The following is a 17,111-nucleotide window of genomic DNA, read 5'->3' as shown; positions in this document are numbered from 1 at the left end:
GGGACCTACATGAACCGTTCGAGCAGGGAGCTTTCTGCCATGCGGGAGAGTGATTCGCGGATGACGCGTGCTCTTTGTTCCCCGATTCCTTCTACGGCGCGTAGGTCATCGAGGCTGGCGGCCATGAGGGATTGGAGGCCGTCAAAGCGGTCTACTAGGCGGTCTGCGACTGCTCCGGGCATTGTTTTGATGCCTGCTAGTAGGCGGTGTCCGTGGGGGTGTAGGGAGGCGCTGAGTTCTTCGCCAAGTCCCACGGTGCGGGCGATAACGAGTAAGTCAACGATTTCTTTGTCGTTGAGTTCTTGCAGGGCGGCTACGGCTTTTTGGAGCTCTTCGGGGGTGATGTCTGCGGGCAGGTAGTCACGGAGCACGACCCAGCTTTCGGGCAGGTCGTGGGTGGCTAGTTCTTCGAGCTGGAGGGCGACCAGTCGGCCTACATCGCCCAGTTCTACAACATAGTGCCCGGCTTCTACTGCGATGCGTCGCACCATTTCCATACGCTGGAGGGTGCTGGCTACGTCGCGCAGGGTTACGTTGGCTTCGATTTCGAGGGAGGAAAGCTGGTGGAGCACCTGTTCTAGGCGTTCGGTATAGCTGTCGAGGGTTCTGATGGCCTGGTTGGCGCGGCTCATCAGAGATTGGGCGTCTTCGACCGTGTAGCGGATTCCTTCGGTGTAGACCGAGATCAGTGACATGGAGGCGCTGACTGCGATAACGGGGAATCCTGTTTGTTTGGCGACTCGTTCGGCGGTGCGGTGGCGGGTGCCGGATTCGTTGGTGTCGATAGAGGGGTCGGGTAGGAGCTGGACCCCTGCTGCTAATAGGGTTGAGGCGTCGCGGTCGCAGATGATGGCACCGTCCATTTTGGCGAGTTCGCGCACGCGGGTTGCCGAGAATTCGGTGTTGATGGCGAAGCCGCCTGAGGACATGTGGGCAACGGTCTTGTCATTGCCCAGCACGATGAGGGCACCGGTACGACCGCGTAGGATACGTTCGAGCCCCTCGCGTAGCTCCGTACCGGGGGCAATCTGGGCGATTGTTTTCAGCAGGGAATCACTATAAACCGTTAGCACCCCACCTATTTTAGTGCACCCGACTGTTTCCTGCCTTAAAGACCGGTGCCCCGGCAGAGTATGCCGGGGCACCGGAAGAGAAAACCCTTAGGGTTTAGCCGGTGACGATGATGCGGATGGGCTGTGAGGCTACACCGTTGACACTTGCGGTTGCCCAGTAGTGGCCGGGCTGGATGGTTGCGGTGGTGTTGCAACCGAGGACATTCAGTGAGCGGTTCCAGGTCAGCGGTGTGGTGTTGGTGGCACCGGCCGCGACTTCGGCGTCTGCAACGGGGTTAGCGTAGCACTGAGCGTAGTTGTAGACCTGGGCGGGGCCGGAGGTGATGTTGACATCTACGTTGTTAGCGCCACCGGTAACGATGCAGGGGTTACCTGATGTGTTGGTGTAGGTTACAGCGAGTGCGGGGTTCTGGCCTGCGGCGTAGGTTGGGCTATCAGAGGTGATGCTGACCTGTAGGTCTGTTGCGGTGCAGGCAGCTACTACAGCGGGGGCCTCGCTGGGTTCAGCAGAAGGTGTGGCTTCAGCGTCCTCACTGGCTTCATCAGAGGGCTTAGCTGACTCCTGATCAGACTCTTCCTCTGCCTTCTTGCTGGCTTCATCTGATGCTGAGCTGTCATCGGCTTTGGCGCTTTCAGAAGCGGAGCTTTCGTCCGATTTTGCGCTCTCAGAAGCAGATGCTGATTCGCTAGGACGCTCGCTAAAATCGCTAAAGGCGGCGGCGCTGGTAGAAGCGCTAGCGGCGGTTGAGGCGCTCTCGGTGTTCTTTCCGCGACCGGCCAGCAGGCTGATAAGCCCGATAATCAGGAGCAGGATAAAAACAAGAACGAGCAGAGCGACAATGCGGCGGCGGCGGTAGATTTCGGGGGAAACCTCTTCTACCGGTGAATCAACTTTAACAGACATATCTCTAGACTACCGTCTTCTACGCCAAGATAGGAGCTTTTAAGCCCCTATTAGGGGGTTAAGTCAATCGTGTTTTAGAGTGTTGGGGTGTCTTTTACTCTGCCTCTGAGCGGTTTAGCTCCACAGGACCTCAACGCTCTTCATGCCCGCATCAATTCCTGGTACTTAGAGAACCGGCGTGATTTGCCCTGGCGCACCGGTGAGAACTCTTCCTGGGAGGTCATGGTCAGCGAATTTATGCTGCAGCAGACCCCTGTCAAGCGGGTACTGCCGGTCTGGGAAGTATGGCTGGATCGCTGGCCCACCCCTGCTGATTTGGCGGCTGAGGATTCCGCGGAGGCAGTACGCGCTTGGGGGCGTCTGGGCTACCCGCGCCGCGCTTTGCGTCTGCACGCTGCCGCTCAGGCTATTGTTGAGCGCCACGGAGGCCAGGTACCCAGCACCTATGATGAGCTGCTTGACCTTCCCGGTGTGGGTTCCTATACGGCGGCGGCTATTTCTGTGTTTGCTTTTGGCAACCGGGCTACGGTGATTGACACCAATATCCGCAGGGTTCACGCCCGCTTGGTCTCGGGTAGAGCTTTACCGGGGCCTTCTCTCACGGCAGCTGAAACCCGGCTAGCCGACGAGCTCATGCCCGCTGATACCCCTACTTCTTGCCTGTGGAATGTATCGGTGATGGAGCTGGGTGCTCTTATCTGCACTGCTAAGTCACCGGCTTGCGCTTCCTGCCCCGTGGCTGATGCTTGTGCCTGGGTGGGCGCAGGAAAACCGGAGGCTGACTACCAGCCTAAGGGTCAGGCCTGGGCTGGGACCGACCGCCAGTTGCGGGGTGCCATGCTGGGTGTACTCCGTGCGGCCCTAGCCCCGGTTCCTTCGCGTTTACTCACTGCACCGGGCCAGCTTGATTTTGTGGTGCCCACCGAGCTGGTTCCTGCCGTAGAAAAATTACAGAAGCTCTCCCCCACCTCTGAGCAGATAGAACGGTGCTACTTGGGGCTAGTCGCTGATGGTCTCGCCAAGGAACACAGCGGGGGCTTGATATCGCTCTAGGTTGCTAAGAACCGGGAACAGAGACAGCCACCCCTACCAGTACTAGCAGTTGAGTACAGAAGTCAGAGGAAACTTTCTATACCTTCGAGTCATTTGCTGACTGCTGCGGCCAACATTTTGATAGGTCTTGGCTCAGAGGGAGATGATCATGCGGGTATTGCCCAGAGTATTGGGCTTGACCCGAGCCAGGTCCAAGAACTCAGCCACACCCTCATCGTGTGAACGCAGGAGCTGCATGTAGGTTTCTGGATCAAGCTCTTCCTGGTTCTCCATCACCCTAAAGCCCAATCGCCCAAAGAAGTCCACCTCAAAGGTCAAACAGAAGACACTCTCCACACCCAAATCCCGGGCACGCTCTAGCAGATTTGAGACCAAAGCAGCACCCACTCCCCTGCCCCGGGCAGCGGGGTCGGTAGCTAAAGTCCTCACTTCAGCAAGGTTTCGCCAGATCACATGGAGCGCACCGCAGCCGAGCATCTGCCCGTCTTCGGTCTCAGCCACCACAAACTCCTGGATTGCCTCGTAGTAGGCAACGTCCTCCTTATCAAGGAGGATACCCTCAAGAGCTAGGGGGCGTACAAGCGCCTGAATATTTGCCACATCGTCCACGGTAGCCCGGCGTACACGGAAAGAAGTCATACCCCCAGGCTACTGCCCCCATGAGCCAGGTTAAAAATAAATCAGCCCCCGTTCCACCTATTGGTGAGGGGGCTGATTTACATCATTACACACACATACACACAAGAGTTTTCTTGTCCTGAGCGGTCCTACGCACTAAGACCATTTGCTTCAGGGGCTCTGTCGAACCGCATGACTTAAGTATTGACCACTAGCCTTGAGCCAAGTCCTTAAAGACCTGGGCGCTAGCTGAAAGGTTGGTCAAGCTTTGGTTACAGCTCCAACACTAGGCCATATTTCGATATATTTTTCCCTGTCAAGACCGAAAACCGCCCTGGCTCCCCTCTCAGGGCGCAGGGCGGCTTCTTAGGTAAGAGTCTAGAGCTGGCTGTCACCTTCCACCGTGCTCTCGGCAACGGCAGGCTGGTCAGCCTTCTGATCACCTTCGCTAAAGACACGGTCAAAGCTGTCGCTATCCAGCTCACCCAAAGGGGCAGAGCTAAAGGTGAACTTAGCCAGGTCGCCCTCGCCTTCAGTGTCCACGGTAATCTTCTCACCGGGCTTGATCTCACCAAAGAGAATCTTTTCGGAAAGCGGGTCCTCCAGGTTGCGTTGCATCTCACGACGCAAGGGGCGGGCACCCATCGAGGGATCATAGCCCTTAGCGGCCATCAAAGCCTTAGCCTGATCGGTCAGTTCAATAGACATATCCTGCTCGCGCAGGCGCACGGCCAGGCGGGCAACGAACAAATCCACAATCTGCAGAATCTCAGACTCAGACAACTGCGGGAAGACAATGATGTCATCGACGCGGTTCAGGAACTCGGGGCGGAAGTGCTCCTTGAGGGACTCCATGACCCGGCCCTGCATACGCTCGTAGGTGCCTGCGTCGTCGCCCACCTGCTGGAAGCCAACAGGAACACGGCGGGCCATCTCACGAGAACCAAGGTTGGTGGTCATGATGATGACAGTGTTCTTAAAGTCCACCACGCGACCTTGTGAGTCAGTCAGGCGGCCGTCCTCAAGAATCTGGAGCAGGGAGTTAAAGAGATCAGCGTGAGCCTTCTCCACCTCATCAAAGAGCACAACAGAGAAAGGCTTGCGGCGGACCTTCTCGGTCAGCTGGCCGCCCTCCTCGTAGCCTACATAGCCGGGAGGGGCGCCGAAGAGACGGGAAACGGTGTGCTTTTCCTGGTACTCCGACATGTCCAAAGTGATAAGGGCATCCTCGTCGCCGAAGAGGAACTCGGCTAGAGCCTTAGCAAGCTCAGTCTTACCGACACCGGTGGGGCCTGCAAAAATGAAGGAGCCACCAGGACGCTTGGGGTCTTTCAGACCGGCGCGGGTACGGCGGATAGAGCGGGAGAGAGCCTTGATAGCGTTCTCCTGGCCAATCACGCGCTTGTGTAGCTCGTCTTCCATCTTGAGCAGACGACCGGACTCTTCTTCAGTAATCTTGTAGACAGGAACGCCAGTTGAGGCGGCTAGGACATCGGCAATAACCTCGGGGGTTACCTCACCAAAGGCATCCCCAGCGTTACGCCATTCCTTTTCTTTCTCGTCCTTCTCGGCAATCAGCTTCTGCTCTTGATCACGCAGGTCAGCGGCCTTCTCGAACTCGTTAGCCGAGATAGCCTCTTCCTTCTCGCCACGGAGCTTAGCAATACGCTCTTCCAAGATCTTGATTTCCGGGGGTGCGGTCATACGCTTAATACGCAGGCGGGCGCCGGCCTCGTCAATCAGGTCAACAGCCTTATCGGGCAGAAACCGGTCTGAGATATAGCGGTGGGCCAGGTTAACAGCGGTCTCGATAGCCTCATCGGAAATGGTGACGCGGTGGTGAGCCTCGTACTTATCGCGCAGGCCCTTAAGGATTTCCACAGCCAGCTCGGGTGACGGTTCATCCACCTGAATCGGCTGGAAACGGCGCTCCAGAGCGGGGTCCTTCTCAATGTGCTTACGGTACTCATCCAGGGTGGTAGCACCGATGGTCTGTAGCTCACCTCGGGCCAGCATGGGCTTGAGAATAGAGGCCGCGTCTATGGCGCCCTCAGCTGCACCGGCACCAACCAGGGTGTGAATCTCGTCGATAAAGAGAATGATGTCACCACGGTTGCGGATCTCCTTGAGCACCTTCTTCATGCGCTCTTCAAAGTCACCGCGGTAGCGTGAACCCGCAACCATAGAACCCAAATCCAGGGTATAAAGGTGCTTGTCTTTAAGGGTTTCAGGAACATCACCGTGAACGATAGCCTGGGCAAGGCCCTCAGCCACAGCGGTCTTGCCTACACCCGGCTCACCAATGAGCACAGGGTTGTTCTTGGTGCGGCGAGAGAGGACCTGCATAACCCTCTCCATCTCCTGATGACGACCGATCACGGGGTCAAGCTTGCCCTCACGAGCAGCGGCAGTCAGGTTACGACCGAACTGGTCAAGGATGGCTGAGCCCGCGGGGGTGCCCTCACGGGAATTACCGGCACCAACGCCAGCGGTCTCCTTGCCACCCTCACCATTGTTGTTACCGGGGTAGCCGGCAATCAGGTCCATCACGGTCTGACGAACCTTGGCAGGCTCAGCCCCAAGCTGGGTCAGGATCTGGTTGCCTACACCCTCATTAGCGCGCACCATACCGAGCAGAATGTGTTCGGTGCCGATGTAGCCGTGGTTAAGCTGAATAGCCTCACGCATGGAGAGTTCAAGAACCTTCTTGGCACGAGGGGTAAAAGGGATATGGCCGCTAGAGGCCTGAGCGCCAGAACCGATGATGTCCTGCACCTGATCACGGACAGCGGCGAGGCTAACCCCGAGCGATTCAAGAGCACGGGCAGCGATACCTTCACCCTCGTGGATCAGACCGAGCAAAATGTGTTCGGTGCCGATGTAATTGTGGTTGAGCATGCGTGCCTCTTCTTGGGCAAGCACAATCACTCGACGGGCGCGGTCGGTAAACCGTTCAAACATTGAACACTCCTTGGAAACTTACTATTACCCAAAAGATTACGCGTGTTCTCTAACCCACGGGGGCCTGTTCGCCACGGAATGAATGGTGTTCGCCTACAAGGGAACGAAAGCCCACACCCACCCGTCAAAAATCAGAGAGCAAAAACCCTGCGCGGTATCGGGCGCTAGAAAATAATAATGGCACTTTCACGGCCTCAGGGAGTTACACAAAACATTCCCTCAGAACTCCCAGGAAGTTTCAAGTAAAAACTCCTCCCCCATTAGGCCCACAAATAATGAACACCTGTCGCCAATTTAGATGCCTTGATATGGGTAAACACAATGAATCCCGTAAAGAAATGGGGCGGAATACCTTAAGGTATTCCGCCCCATAAAAACGGGAAAGAAACTATTTACTTGTTTTCTTTACCCTTAGCAGCGTAGTAAGCATCCTGGATATCCTGGTGAATACGTCCACGGCTAGAAACGTTATGACCGTTCTCCTGCGCCCACTTGCGAATCTCAGCAATTTCAGGATTGCGCTTGGGGGTGGTACGTGAACCAGCCGGACGGCCAGCGGTGCGCTGAGCACCATTTGCACGGCGGGCCTTAGCGGCAAACGGACGGATGGCATCGCGCAGGCGGGCAGCGTTAGCGCTGGAAAGGTCAATTTCGAACTGACCACCGTCGAGACCGAAACGTACGGTTTCGTCTGCGGGGCCACCGTCGAGATCGTCTTCAAGAATAATCTTGACCTTCTGAGCCATTGTTTTCTCCTTTTGATGAGGTGATGAAGGGAATATACACTCCGCTACTTCGGGTACCTAAGTAAAGACTAATAAATCTTTGGTTGGGCTGTGGGGTGTGTAACGAAGTTAGCCACCCTCGATGACTAATAATAAATAATACATATCATTGCACCAAATAGGAAATAAAGCCCAGATTCTTATCTCGGGTTTCCCTCAAAAAAATTATTAAGAATCTTCGGAGCCAAAAGGATTCCTAGCCCCATCAGAGCTTTTTACTGACTGATACCACTGCTCAGCATCCTTTTGAATATCACGCTGCGCGGCTCTTTCTGTTCGGTCAGCTCGGCTCATCCACCGCAAAATAAAATAAAGCGCTACCCCAGCACAGGTGGAGGGCACTAGCCCAATAAGAAAATCCACTGTTCTAACCTTTCGCTCTCTTTAAGCCCCGGTAATCTACCCTAGAACTCTACCCTAGAACCCAAGAGTAAAGCCCGCCCAGCCTTTGCTGAGCGGGCCAAAAATCAGAGGCTACTTTTCACTTATTCAGCTTCGGGTTTCATCAAAGGGAAGAGAATAGTTTCACGAATACCAACACCGGTAAAGAGCATAATCAAACGATCAATGCCCAAGCCTAGGCCACCCATGGGAGGGGCACCGTACTCCAGGGCACGCAGGAAGTCCTCATCAAGCTGCATGGCTTCGTCATCTCCGCCAGCGGCCAGCTTAGACTGCTCAGTGAGCCGTTCACGCTGAATCACGGGGTCAATGAGCTCAGAGAAGGCCGTGCCGCGCTCCATGCCACCGATAATGAGATCCCACGCTTCAATCAGGTTGCTCTCAGAGCGATGCTGACGGGCCAGCGGCTGTGCGCTGGGCGGGTAGTCATAGACAAAGGTGGGGTTCAGCAGGGTGGGTTCAACGATCTCACCGAAGAGCTCCACGACTAACTTCTCGGCATCCCACTTAGGATCAACCGCAACGGAGTGCTTCTCCGCGATTGCGCGCAGTTCCTCAGCGCTCGTTGCAGGAGTAATCTCTACCCCCACTGCCTCGGACAGACCGGGGTAGACACCCAGCCACTTCCACTCAGCGGTCAGGTCAATGGTTCCAGCTTCAGTCTCAATCTGGTGCACACCCACAGCATCAGCGCAGGCCATAATAATTTCCTGCATACGCTTGGCCATAACGAACTGGTCAGCATAAGCCTCATAGCATTCCAGGGTGGTGAACTCAGGGCTGTGAGTGGAGTCCACACCCTCGTTACGGAATACACGGCCAATCTCGTAGACACGTTCTAGGCCACCGACTTCGGCGCGCTTGAGGAAGAGTTCGGTAGCAATACGCAGGGTCATGGGCTGATCAAAAGCATTCAGATGAGTCTCAAAGGGACGCGCTGCCGCACCACCGTGAATCAGCTGCAGGATCGGAGTTTCCAGCTCAATATAGCCGTGGTTATTCAGCACGTTACGGACAGTCTGAGTAATCTTGGCGCGCTTAATGACCAGCTCGCGGGCCTCATCACGCACCATCAAATCCAGGTAGCGCTGGCGGACACGAGTCTCTTCGTTGAGGTCAGAATGCAGGTTGGGCATGGGGCGCAAAGCCTTAGAAGCCATCTGCCAACTGTCGGCCATGACCGAAAGCTCACCACGGCGAGATGAAATAACTTCACCCTGAACAAATACATGGTCACCCAGGTCAACCAGAGCCTTCCAATCAGCCAGGGCTTCCTCACCCACACCAGCCAGCGAAATCATGGCCTGAATACGAGTGCCGTTACCCTGCTGTAGGGAAGCAAAGCACAGCTTGCCGGTATTACGCACGAACACTACGCGCCCAGCGATACCGACAATATCGCCGGTCGTCTGGTCAGCTTCAAGAGTTCCATCGTACTTTTCACGAATCTCGGTAATGGTGTGGGTAACGGGAACACCTACCGGGTAGGCTTCACGGCCACTTTCTAGCAGCTTCGCGCGCTTGTCGAGACGGATCTGCATCTGCTCCGAGGCGGCGTTCTCTACGGCCTTGGTCTCTGCGGGGGTCTTGCCCTGTTCAGTCAATGATGTACCTGTTCTGAGGTTGATGATAAAAGATTCTTAGTTGATTTCCATGTTATCGATGAGGCGGGTATTGCCTACGTAGGCAGCTACGAGCGCTAGGACACGTCCGCTCTCATCAAGGGGGGCCTCAAAGGTGTCAGTATCGACTACTTCGAGGTAGTCCAGGCGGACACCGTCGGTCTTATCAATCGTTTGGCGGGCCCGCTCAACCTGCTCCGGAGAGAAAGCCCCGGTGATGTACTGCTCACGCAGGGTAGCCAGAGTGCGGGAGAGCACCAGAGCAGATTCGCGTTCTTCGGCGCTCAGGTACTGATTTCGGGAGGATAGCGCCAAACCGTCATCGGCACGCACAATCGGCACAGGCTTAATAACAACCTCGTGGTTGAAATCTTTGACCATGCGCTGAATCAGAGCCAGCTGCTGGGCGTCCTTCTGCCCAAAGTACGCGTTGAGGGTAGCCTGCCCCACCATGGGCTTAAGGATATTGAAGAACTTATTGACAACAGTCAAGGCACCGTCGAAGTGCCCGGGGCGGGTTTTCCCCTCAAAGAGGGTGCCCAGCTTGCCCGACGAGACGGTAATTTTCGGATTGCCGCCGGGGTAGATATCTTCTACCTGAGGAGCGAAAATTACGTCAACCCCTGCCTGAGCGGCTAGCTCAGCATCTGCTTGAAGGGTCCTAGGGTAATGCTCAAAATCTTCACCGGGACCGAACTGAAGGGGGTTCACAAAAATCGAGAGAACAACAAGATCGTTCTGTTCACGGGCACGACGAATCAGGGTGGCGTGCCCCTCATGGAGGGCCCCCATGGTGGCTACGTAGCCAACGCTGAGTTTCTTCTTAGACTTTGCGGCTCCATTTTTCTCAACCTGTGCTGTTGCCGTGGTCATAGAAAGAAGCATTTCACGGGCGAGATCGGAGATAGTGTGTGCGATGGGGATTTGGCTCGTCACGGTGGCGAGGTTTCCTTTCGGTTTTTTGCGCTCTCCCAGTTTACCCGGCAAGTGCGCTCAAGACACTATGGTACTGCTCTTGAGTTAGTGCCCCGCGAGTGTATGCTCTCTGGGCAGTCGCCTTGGCTAGGGCAAGGTAGGCAGTAGGAATATCTTCTGCGCCTTCTTCCAGGGCATAGTTTGCCAAAGTCTGGGCATGTGCCGCAACGGTATGAGCGTCACCCCGAACTACTGGGCCAGTCAGGGCGTTCTCCCCCGAGGCAAGAGCGTTATCCAGGGAGGCCCTCAGGAGCGGCTCAATGTAGCGGGCGGGATTTTCAATACCTATAGAACTCAGAATTTGGAGTGCCTGGCCGGTGACTGTTACCAGGTGATTAGCGCCGTGGGCTAAGGCCGCGTGGTAGAGCGGCCGGTCCCCCTCAGCAATGATGACGGGTTCCCCACCCATCTCAACGGCGAGCGCCTGGGCAATGGGAAGGAAGGGGGCTGGGCCAGTCACCCCGAAGCTGGTGGAGTTCAGCCGCGCCAGGTCAAGGGAAAGCCCGGTAAAGGTCATGGCCGGGTGAATGGCAAGACCGATAGCGCCCTGGGCTGTTGCCGGGGCCAGGACGTTTGTACCGTGGCGGCCCGAGGTGTGAATCAGGATTTGGCCGCTACGCCAACCGTCTGTCTGGGCTATTCCTGTGACAAGGCCGGGGAGGGCATCATCGGGAACTGCTAGCAGGATGACTTCGCTCTGCTCGATAATTTCGGGGACGGTCAGCACGGGAACCCCAGGAAGCAGGGCATCGGCCCGGGTGCGGGAGGCTTCAGAAACCGCGTGAAGGCCGGCGATAGTGTGGCCGGCTGACCGCAGTGCCGCGCCCAGTACCGCACCGACTTTGCCGGCGCTGATAAGACCGATCTTGAGGCGGGCCGGTCTAATGGGGCTGTTCATGGTCTTTCTTTCTGCCGATGACACTGACCTGCCCAGTCTACCTGCCGAAGTCTAGTGTGCGGGGTGGCCCTTGCGGTAGTGCTCGTAGAGGCGAGAACCCAGAATACCTAGCGGGATAAGAACAGCCCAAGGCTTACCAATCCCTAAAAGCAGACTTACCGAGAGAATCTCCAGCATCACACGGAAAAGTGCAGAGGCCGGTTCAATAGGGATAACCAGCCCCTCGGGCAGGGTTATGACCAGGTCATAGTTATAGGTCAAGGGTGGGTTGTGTTCACCGAGTGCGGTAGCTAGGCCAAAGATAAAACCGGTCAGGGCAGAAAGTAGCGGCAGCTGGAAGACCAGAGCCATCACCAGAACATAGCAGGAAGCCGCAAGGGTGGCTCCTCCGGCAAAGCCCAGGACGGTAGAAAAGTAGGGCGCTGAGAGCCAGCCGCGCAGGGGAAGGTTGGCCGCCCACTCGCGGGTCAGCCAGCGGTAGAGGCTTGCCACCATCCAGGCCCCAACTGCAATCACCACACTGGCACCAGCCTGCCCCAGGGCAACTCCACCTAGGATAGCGAAGGGAATGGTGAGAACAAGGATGAGGAAGAAAGGGCCGGTGCTATCAGCTAAAGCAGCCAAAGACAGCAGGAGTGGGCGAGCCGAGAGCACCCGCCTTCTGAACCGTACACTCTGGGAGCCGGAGTAGCGGTAGCCGTCTGCCCCGCCCAGGTTGCGGAGCCCCTGAAAGAGGATAGCACTACGCCCGTAAGCGCTGGTGAGGGCGTACCAGGTCAGGTTCGTTCTGGTACCGGCAAGACCATAGGCCAGCGCGCCCAGAAAGCCGCTACCCAAGATTCCCGCCGCGCAGAGCTGGGCCGTACTTGTGGGGTCGTAGCCGGGCAGTAAATCACAGGTGGTCGCAAGGACCAGTCCCAGACCGGTTACTAAAGCTAGAACGCCCCAGCCTGCCAGTAGCCGCCAGTGCCCGCTGGCCTGAACACCGATTGCTCCGTGAACCAGCACAGCACCATACAGGCAGGCCGCAGTTAGCACTGCACAGAGCTGCGGGGGCGTTAGGGGCGTAAAAATGATGGCAAATGATGTCACTACCAGCGCCCATAGCCCCAGGGCACCCCACATGGCAGGTTGTTTCCAGGGGTTCTTGCTGGCAGGGATAAGACCGGAATAGCGCCAGAAAAGCTGGGAGGGTGAGTAAGCTACCGGGCCCAGTAAGCCCAGAACGGTCACGAAGGCTGCCACCACTATAAGCAGGGCACCCAGGAAAAAGCCGGGAGCCTGAGCGTCATCGAGCGTGAAGTAGAGGTAGTGGCCCCTGAGCTGTTTGAGGGCGTACGAGATTGAGCCCACCAGCGCTAGCATCACCAGCAGGTAAAAGCTCAGGTTATAGAGATCAACAAACCTGTCGGTGATTTTAGTTTTCATGGGACTCATCTAAGAGCAGGGGGAAGGTGAGCTTACGGGTTCCGGGGAGCATATTAAGGCTGGGTTCGTGGGTAGCTAGGCAGACAGCCCGGCCTTGGGCGGTTTGTTCCTGTGCCCAGGCAGCCACCCACTCAATACCCCGCCTATCAAGGCGTTTTTCTGGCTCGTCCAGGAAGTAATAGCGGGCTGGACGCACCAGCAAGGAGGCCAGTTTAGAACGCTGTTCCTGGCCAGAGCTTAGGGTGAAGGCCTCCCTGTCGTAAACTTGGGGTACACCTAGCTCTTCGAGGGCATCACGCGCGCTCAGCAGTTGTGCAGGGTCAAACCCCAGCTCCTGGGCAAGAGCAGGCCCCTGGGAGGCAATCATCTCAAGGTGCTGGCCCACCGTCACTCCGGGTAGCCAACCCACAGAATCATTGATACCAAAAACCTGCAGGCGAAACTCTGGAGAAGCTGAAGTAATAGGCTGTCCATCCAGGACCACATGCCCCTCAGTCAATTCTTCCTGCTGAAGCAGGCAACTCATAAAGGTCGATTTACCCGAACCGTTGGGGCCGACCAGAGTGGAGTAGGTACCCGGCTCAAAGGTCACGGATATCTCCGAAAAAATGAAGTTATCGCGGTATGACTTGGCCGCCCGATCCATAAGTAAGGATTGTTCGCTCATGAATATACACTCTACATGCGCTCAAGCACAGCAAGCTGGGATTGACGAACCAGCAAGGCTCGCGCGACCTCTGCATCAAGGTGAGATACGCGTGTCCCTAAGGCACTCCCGGCCACCGACACCTCTAGGTGGGCAAGACCTAGACGCCTTTGCCAGGGCCCCTGCCGCAAAGCAACCCCCTGGATTTTCCTATGAGGCACCATGCCAAACCGCCGATGCCACCGACCCGAACGAACCAGCAAGAACTCAGGAGTCTGCAAGAAACCGTTATACCGGTAAGTAAACCAGTCAAAAACACGAGCCGAAGCAGGAGAAACCGTAAAACCAGCACGGCCCTCAAGAGCGCCCAAGCCTTCACGCAGATGCCCAATGGATACTCCACCCTGGCTCAAAGCAGGCAGAATGAGCTGGACAATAGCAAGAACATCGTCAAAGGTGCCCACCGGCAAAAGCTCACCGGTAGCCTGTTCATCCAATTCGCTTTTACCCGCCAGCGTCACCCTAACCCGATACCAGCCGAAAAACCGCCAGAGGAAAGGCTGCTCCACCTGCAGGCGCTGGACCCTACCGGCCGGCAGGGTCTGCGTGGTGGTGTCCCACAGTCCATAACGGGTCTTCAAGCCGCTAGAACTCGTAGACAGCGAAAAGTTAAAGCCGGTATTCAACCGCTTCAAAGCTCCCGCGAAAACGCCCAGAATCACAGCAAGATTAGACGTGATGATAGTGCCGATACCCCAGTCAGCTGACACCATAAACGCGCTTAGGCCTATGCCAATAAGCAGACCCAGCCCCCAACCAAAGTTAAAAACCAGGGAACCAATCAGGCGGCCCAGAGGCACTTTAACAATAAGGCGCTCATCCTCACCTGTAAGACCCATAAAATTCTCGGTCAGGTGCTGGACTAAAGGCTCAGAAAGGTGCTTCTCCCCCTGCGCAGGGAGAGTAGCGGCTTCACCGGCTACAGTCTGGGCAGGAGCTTTGAGGGAGCCAACCTGAGCTAAGAGCTCATCGCGAAGCTGACGGGCACGGCGGTAGCTCAGATACTCAACCTTGAGAGCAGAGGAATCACCATCGGCCACATCAAACTTAAGCTCTGCCAGCCCCAGCAGACGGGCCGCAAAGGGACGGTTGACGTCAATAGACTGCACCCTATCCAACCGTGCTTTTCGTTCGGTGCGGAAAATTGCCCCGCTCTTGAGATAGAGGTTCTGCCCATCCACCGCAAAACGGTAGAAGAACCACTGGCTCATCATAGGGATAAAGAAAATTAGAAAGAGAGCCAGCAGGGCCGCAAGATACCAGTAGGTGCCAAAGACAGCGGTCCAGGCAAAAAGCGCCGTGTCCGGGGGCCCACTCTTAAGGCGGGCGCTGGGGTCAGCATCAAATTCCCCCGACAGCAGGCTTTCCACCGCATGACGCCCAATGGTAAAGAAGAAGATAAAGATAAGCAGCCAGGCCTTCACCAGAGGGGATAGCGGGTGAGCACGCTGCCAGACCAGCTTCACGGGTTCAGGCTCCCCCTGTTGCTCTGTATGCTCTGTATGCTCTGTGCGCGACTCTGCCATTAGAGACCAACCATCTTGGCATCGGACAGGTCGGTCAGGACCTCGCGTAGGTTCTCCGCAATCGTACGCTCTAGCCCGGGGACGGTGGTGCTGTTGGCCGCAGTCCGCACCTCTACATTTGCTAGGTTCAGGGCGTTGAGGATAGGGCCGGAAGTCACATCAATATACTGGATGCGCCCATAGGGTATAGCGGTCACCGAACGGAACATCAGGCCCCGCCGCACCAGCAGGTGGTCCTGACGTTCGCTGTAACCAAGCGCCAGCACCTGCCCTTTAACCAGAAGACTGAGCCAGATGTTCAGGGCAAGAACCAGAGCAGGAAGCAGGTAAGACAGCCAGAGAGGCCAGTCCCACCAGCCCAGAAACCGGGTAAAAACTAACGGTAAGAAAGCAGCTCCTGTCAGCCCAAGAGACCATATCAGGCGGGCTATCAGACGCACCCGAACATAACGGGTAGAAACACCTTTCCAGGAGACCTCCGGCAGGGTACTAACACCCCGGCCAGCGCCGTCCAGATCCAAGGGAGGCAAGGTCGGGCTGAAGAGCTTTTGCTCTGCCCGGTTAGGGGAAGGCTGAGTCCACGAGATATCGTCCATGCTTATACCACCCTTTTCTGCCTCGGTTGCATCAGAGTCAAACCTGCGGAAGGGGCCATAAAACCGCCCCCCATTCCCCCTACAGTCTACGTTTTATCGCTAGTGCGGCCCAGGGGACCTGGCTGTGGGGCAGCCTCTGTTAGTCCGCCTCCGGGTTCGTCGTCGTTCGGCGGAATCTTGCACCAGTTCTCAACAAGGATTCCGCACACCAAGAGAATGAGCCCACCGGCTAGGGCACACAGAGTATCGACCAGGGGTGACCAGGTGGCACGAGCCCCGGTTAAACCCAACTGATAGACCAAAATCGCTACCTGCCAGCCCATCATGAGCGCCCCGGTCAGAGCCATAGCCTGAGCGAAAACAGCGACCCGAGCCGCAAAGAGCGGGGTCATGTTAGTTGCCCGATTACGGGTTTCGACCCGGCTGTATTGAGCAACCTGGCGGCCCCAGTACAGGGCCACCGTGCCTACAATGAGGCAAACCAGCACAATAAGGGCGGGTAGGGATAGCTCACGGCCCCCCATCTTGATGCTCAAGAGGTTAAAAACCGAACCTGTCAAAACCCCTAGGGCGAAGGTGAGGGCAAGTGCCCGGCTCCTCAGCCTCATAGGCACACCACCGGTGCAGGATGGAATTCGCGGATCCCCCCAATATCCTCAGCGCGGTCAGCTAGATCCCGTACAGGTTCGCCCAGCAGAAGCGCATCAGGATCCATACGAGCCCAGGGTTCTAGGACAAAAGCCCTCTCAGCAGCCCGCGGGTGAGGCAAGGTCAGCTCAGGATCATCCATCTGAATAGAGGCAATATCAATAATGTCTATGTCAAGAGTGCGAGGCCCCCAGCGGACATCGCGCACACGGTGATGCTTCTGCTCAATCTGCTGAGCGTACTCCAAAAGTTGGAAGGGTCTGAGTGAGGTTTCAACCTCAACAACCATATTTGCGTAGTCATCTTGGTCTGCTGGCCCACCCACAGGCGCTGTAATAGCTATAGGTGAAATCTTAGTAACGGTAATTTTTTCGTGGGAGCAGATATCGGCAATAGCCCGCACCAGAGTTTCTTCACTGTCCCCCAGGTTTGACCCCAGGGCAAGGATAGCTTTAACGGGCATTATTCTCCCTAAAAATCGTGACCGAAACATCGGCGAAGGTCACTTCGATGGGAGCCTTCGGTTTATGTACGGTCAGTTCAACAGCGAGCAGAGGGAACTGTTCTAGGATTGTTCGGGCCAGCTGTTCGGCTAGTGTCTCAATCAAGTCGAGCGACTCACCGGTGATGACAGCTCTAATCGTCTCCGCTACTTCTGCGTAGTTAACGGTGTGGGCAACATCGTCGGTAGCTGCTGCCCGGGTGAAATCGGTGAACATGGTGACATCAACGAAGAAGGGCTGCCCCGTCTGTTTCTCTGACTCAAGTACCCCGTGATAGCCCACTCCACCGACGCCGGTGAGGGTAATACGGTCGGCGCGCGAATAGTCCCGAACAGTTGCACGCGAAGAGCTCTGATCTTGCATGGGCACCTTTCACCGAAAGTAGCCGCCGACTCAGAAAAGCGCCGGCGCTT

Annotated in this window: 16 protein-coding genes; 1 reads left to right on the top strand and 15 read right to left on the bottom strand. The window is 56.5% G+C overall.

Annotation, left to right across the window (positions count from 1 at the left end; genetic code table 11):
• Positions 1-5: 5 nt before the first annotated feature.
• Positions 6-1,073 (bottom strand): DNA integrity scanning diadenylate cyclase DisA, encoded by a 1,068-nt coding sequence (disA, locus tag ACN082_RS01195; protein WP_419099027.1) that lies wholly within the window; start codon positions 1,071-1,073, stop codon positions 6-8.
• 94 nt (positions 1,074-1,167) lie between these two features.
• On the bottom strand, positions 1,168-1,977 hold the full coding sequence (locus ACN082_RS01190) for a hypothetical protein (protein ID WP_419099026.1): 810 nt from the start codon (positions 1,975-1,977) through the stop codon (positions 1,168-1,170).
• 87 nt (positions 1,978-2,064) lie between these two features.
• Between ACN082_RS01190 and ACN082_RS01185 the strand changes: the two genes are divergently transcribed.
• Entirely contained in the window at positions 2,065-3,030 is a 966-nt protein-coding gene (locus ACN082_RS01185; RefSeq protein ID WP_419099025.1) for an A/G-specific adenine glycosylase, read from the top strand.
• A 132-nt stretch (positions 3,031-3,162) separates the two neighbouring features.
• Here the strand turns inward: ACN082_RS01185 and ACN082_RS01180 are convergent, their stop codons facing one another.
• The 13 genes from ACN082_RS01180 to folB form a co-directional block, all read right to left on the bottom strand.
• Positions 3,163-3,669 carry an amino-acid N-acetyltransferase gene (locus ACN082_RS01180; protein ID WP_419099024.1) on the bottom strand — a complete coding sequence of 169 codons (507 nt, stop codon included), beginning with the start codon at positions 3,667-3,669 and terminating at the stop codon, positions 3,163-3,165.
• Between the two features lie 357 nt (positions 3,670-4,026).
• Entirely contained in the window at positions 4,027-6,609 is a 2,583-nt protein-coding gene (locus ACN082_RS01175; protein ID WP_419099023.1) for an ATP-dependent Clp protease ATP-binding subunit, read from the bottom strand.
• Between the two features lie 392 nt (positions 6,610-7,001).
• Positions 7,002-7,355 (bottom strand): histone-like nucleoid-structuring protein Lsr2, encoded by a 354-nt coding sequence (locus ACN082_RS01170; protein WP_419099022.1) that lies wholly within the window; start codon positions 7,353-7,355, stop codon positions 7,002-7,004.
• A 524-nt stretch (positions 7,356-7,879) separates the two neighbouring features.
• Entirely contained in the window at positions 7,880-9,337 is a 1,458-nt protein-coding gene (gene lysS, locus ACN082_RS01165; RefSeq protein ID WP_419099442.1) for a lysine--tRNA ligase, read from the bottom strand.
• Positions 9,338-9,436: 99 nt separating this feature from the next.
• Positions 9,437-10,303 carry a pantoate--beta-alanine ligase gene (panC, locus tag ACN082_RS01160; RefSeq protein WP_419099441.1) on the bottom strand — a complete coding sequence of 289 codons (867 nt, stop codon included), beginning with the start codon at positions 10,301-10,303 and terminating at the stop codon, positions 9,437-9,439.
• 91 nt (positions 10,304-10,394) lie between these two features.
• Positions 10,395-11,291, bottom strand: a complete 897-nt coding sequence (locus ACN082_RS01155) for a Rossmann-like and DUF2520 domain-containing protein (RefSeq protein WP_419099021.1) — start codon at positions 11,289-11,291, stop codon at positions 10,395-10,397.
• Between the two features lie 51 nt (positions 11,292-11,342).
• Complete coding sequence (locus tag ACN082_RS01150) at positions 11,343-12,719, bottom strand: hypothetical protein (RefSeq protein ID WP_419099020.1); 1,377 nt, start codon at positions 12,717-12,719, stop codon at positions 11,343-11,345.
• On the bottom strand, positions 12,709-13,386 hold the full coding sequence (locus ACN082_RS01145; RefSeq protein WP_419099019.1) for an ABC transporter ATP-binding protein: 678 nt from the start codon (positions 13,384-13,386) through the stop codon (positions 12,709-12,711). Before ACN082_RS01145 ends, ACN082_RS01150 begins: the two co-directional genes overlap by 11 nt.
• Before the next feature lie 11 nt (positions 13,387-13,397).
• The gene (locus tag ACN082_RS01140) at positions 13,398-14,951 is read right to left on the bottom strand and encodes a PH domain-containing protein (protein WP_419099018.1); all 1,554 of its coding nucleotides are present in this window, start codon (positions 14,949-14,951) and stop codon (positions 13,398-13,400) included.
• The gene (locus tag ACN082_RS01135) at positions 14,951-15,547 is read right to left on the bottom strand and encodes a PH domain-containing protein (RefSeq protein ID WP_419099017.1); all 597 of its coding nucleotides are present in this window, start codon (positions 15,545-15,547) and stop codon (positions 14,951-14,953) included. Before ACN082_RS01135 ends, ACN082_RS01140 begins: the two co-directional genes overlap by 1 nt.
• A gap of 86 nt (positions 15,548-15,633) precedes the next feature.
• Positions 15,634-16,155 carry a DUF3180 domain-containing protein gene (locus ACN082_RS01130; protein ID WP_419099016.1) on the bottom strand — a complete coding sequence of 174 codons (522 nt, stop codon included), beginning with the start codon at positions 16,153-16,155 and terminating at the stop codon, positions 15,634-15,636.
• Entirely contained in the window at positions 16,152-16,658 is a 507-nt protein-coding gene (gene folK, locus ACN082_RS01125) for a 2-amino-4-hydroxy-6-hydroxymethyldihydropteridine diphosphokinase (protein ID WP_419099015.1), read from the bottom strand. Before folK ends, ACN082_RS01130 begins: the two co-directional genes overlap by 4 nt.
• Complete coding sequence (folB, locus tag ACN082_RS01120) at positions 16,648-17,061, bottom strand: dihydroneopterin aldolase (protein ID WP_419099014.1); 414 nt, start codon at positions 17,059-17,061, stop codon at positions 16,648-16,650. Before folB ends, folK begins: the two co-directional genes overlap by 11 nt.
• Between the last annotated feature and the right edge of the window lie 50 nt (positions 17,062-17,111).

This window comes from Rothia sp. CCM 9417 (genome assembly GCF_048513575.1).
GTDB lineage: Bacteria > Actinomycetota > Actinomycetes > Actinomycetales > Micrococcaceae > Rothia.
Note: the sequence above shows the minus strand (reverse complement) of the source record. Positions and strands in the feature narration are given on the sequence as shown.

What these genes read in the sequence shown, in the direction of transcription:
- ACN082_RS01190 (WP_419099026.1), bottom strand. Translation starts at nt 1,977, where the DNA reads ATGTCTGTTAAAGTTGATTCACCGGTAGAAGAGGTTTCCCCCGAAATC.
- ACN082_RS01180 (WP_419099024.1), bottom strand. Translation starts at nt 3,669, where the DNA reads ATGACTTCTTTCCGTGTACGCCGGGCTACCGTGGACGATGTGGCAAAT.
- ACN082_RS01175 (WP_419099023.1), bottom strand. Translation starts at nt 6,609, where the DNA reads ATGTTTGAACGGTTTACCGACCGCGCCCGTCGAGTGATTGTGCTTGCC.
- ACN082_RS01170 (WP_419099022.1), bottom strand. Translation starts at nt 7,355, where the DNA reads ATGGCTCAGAAGGTCAAGATTATTCTTGAAGACGATCTCGACGGTGGC.
- lysS (WP_419099442.1), bottom strand. Translation starts at nt 9,337, where the DNA reads ATGCAGATCCGTCTCGACAAGCGCGCGAAGCTGCTAGAAAGTGGCCGT.
- panC (WP_419099441.1), bottom strand. Translation starts at nt 10,303, where the DNA reads ATGCTTCTTTCTATGACCACGGCAACAGCACAGGTTGAGAAAAATGGA.
- ACN082_RS01155 (WP_419099021.1), bottom strand. Translation starts at nt 11,291, where the DNA reads ATGAACAGCCCCATTAGACCGGCCCGCCTCAAGATCGGTCTTATCAGC.
- ACN082_RS01150 (WP_419099020.1), bottom strand. Translation starts at nt 12,719, where the DNA reads ATGAAAACTAAAATCACCGACAGGTTTGTTGATCTCTATAACCTGAGC.
- ACN082_RS01145 (WP_419099019.1), bottom strand. Translation starts at nt 13,386, where the DNA reads ATGAGCGAACAATCCTTACTTATGGATCGGGCGGCCAAGTCATACCGC.
- ACN082_RS01140 (WP_419099018.1), bottom strand. Translation starts at nt 14,951, where the DNA reads ATGGCAGAGTCGCGCACAGAGCATACAGAGCATACAGAGCAACAGGGG.
- ACN082_RS01135 (WP_419099017.1), bottom strand. Translation starts at nt 15,547, where the DNA reads ATGGACGATATCTCGTGGACTCAGCCTTCCCCTAACCGGGCAGAGCAA.
- ACN082_RS01130 (WP_419099016.1), bottom strand. Translation starts at nt 16,155, where the DNA reads ATGAGGCTGAGGAGCCGGGCACTTGCCCTCACCTTCGCCCTAGGGGTT.
- folK (WP_419099015.1), bottom strand. Translation starts at nt 16,658, where the DNA reads ATGCCCGTTAAAGCTATCCTTGCCCTGGGGTCAAACCTGGGGGACAGT.
- folB (WP_419099014.1), bottom strand. Translation starts at nt 17,061, where the DNA reads ATGCAAGATCAGAGCTCTTCGCGTGCAACTGTTCGGGACTATTCGCGC.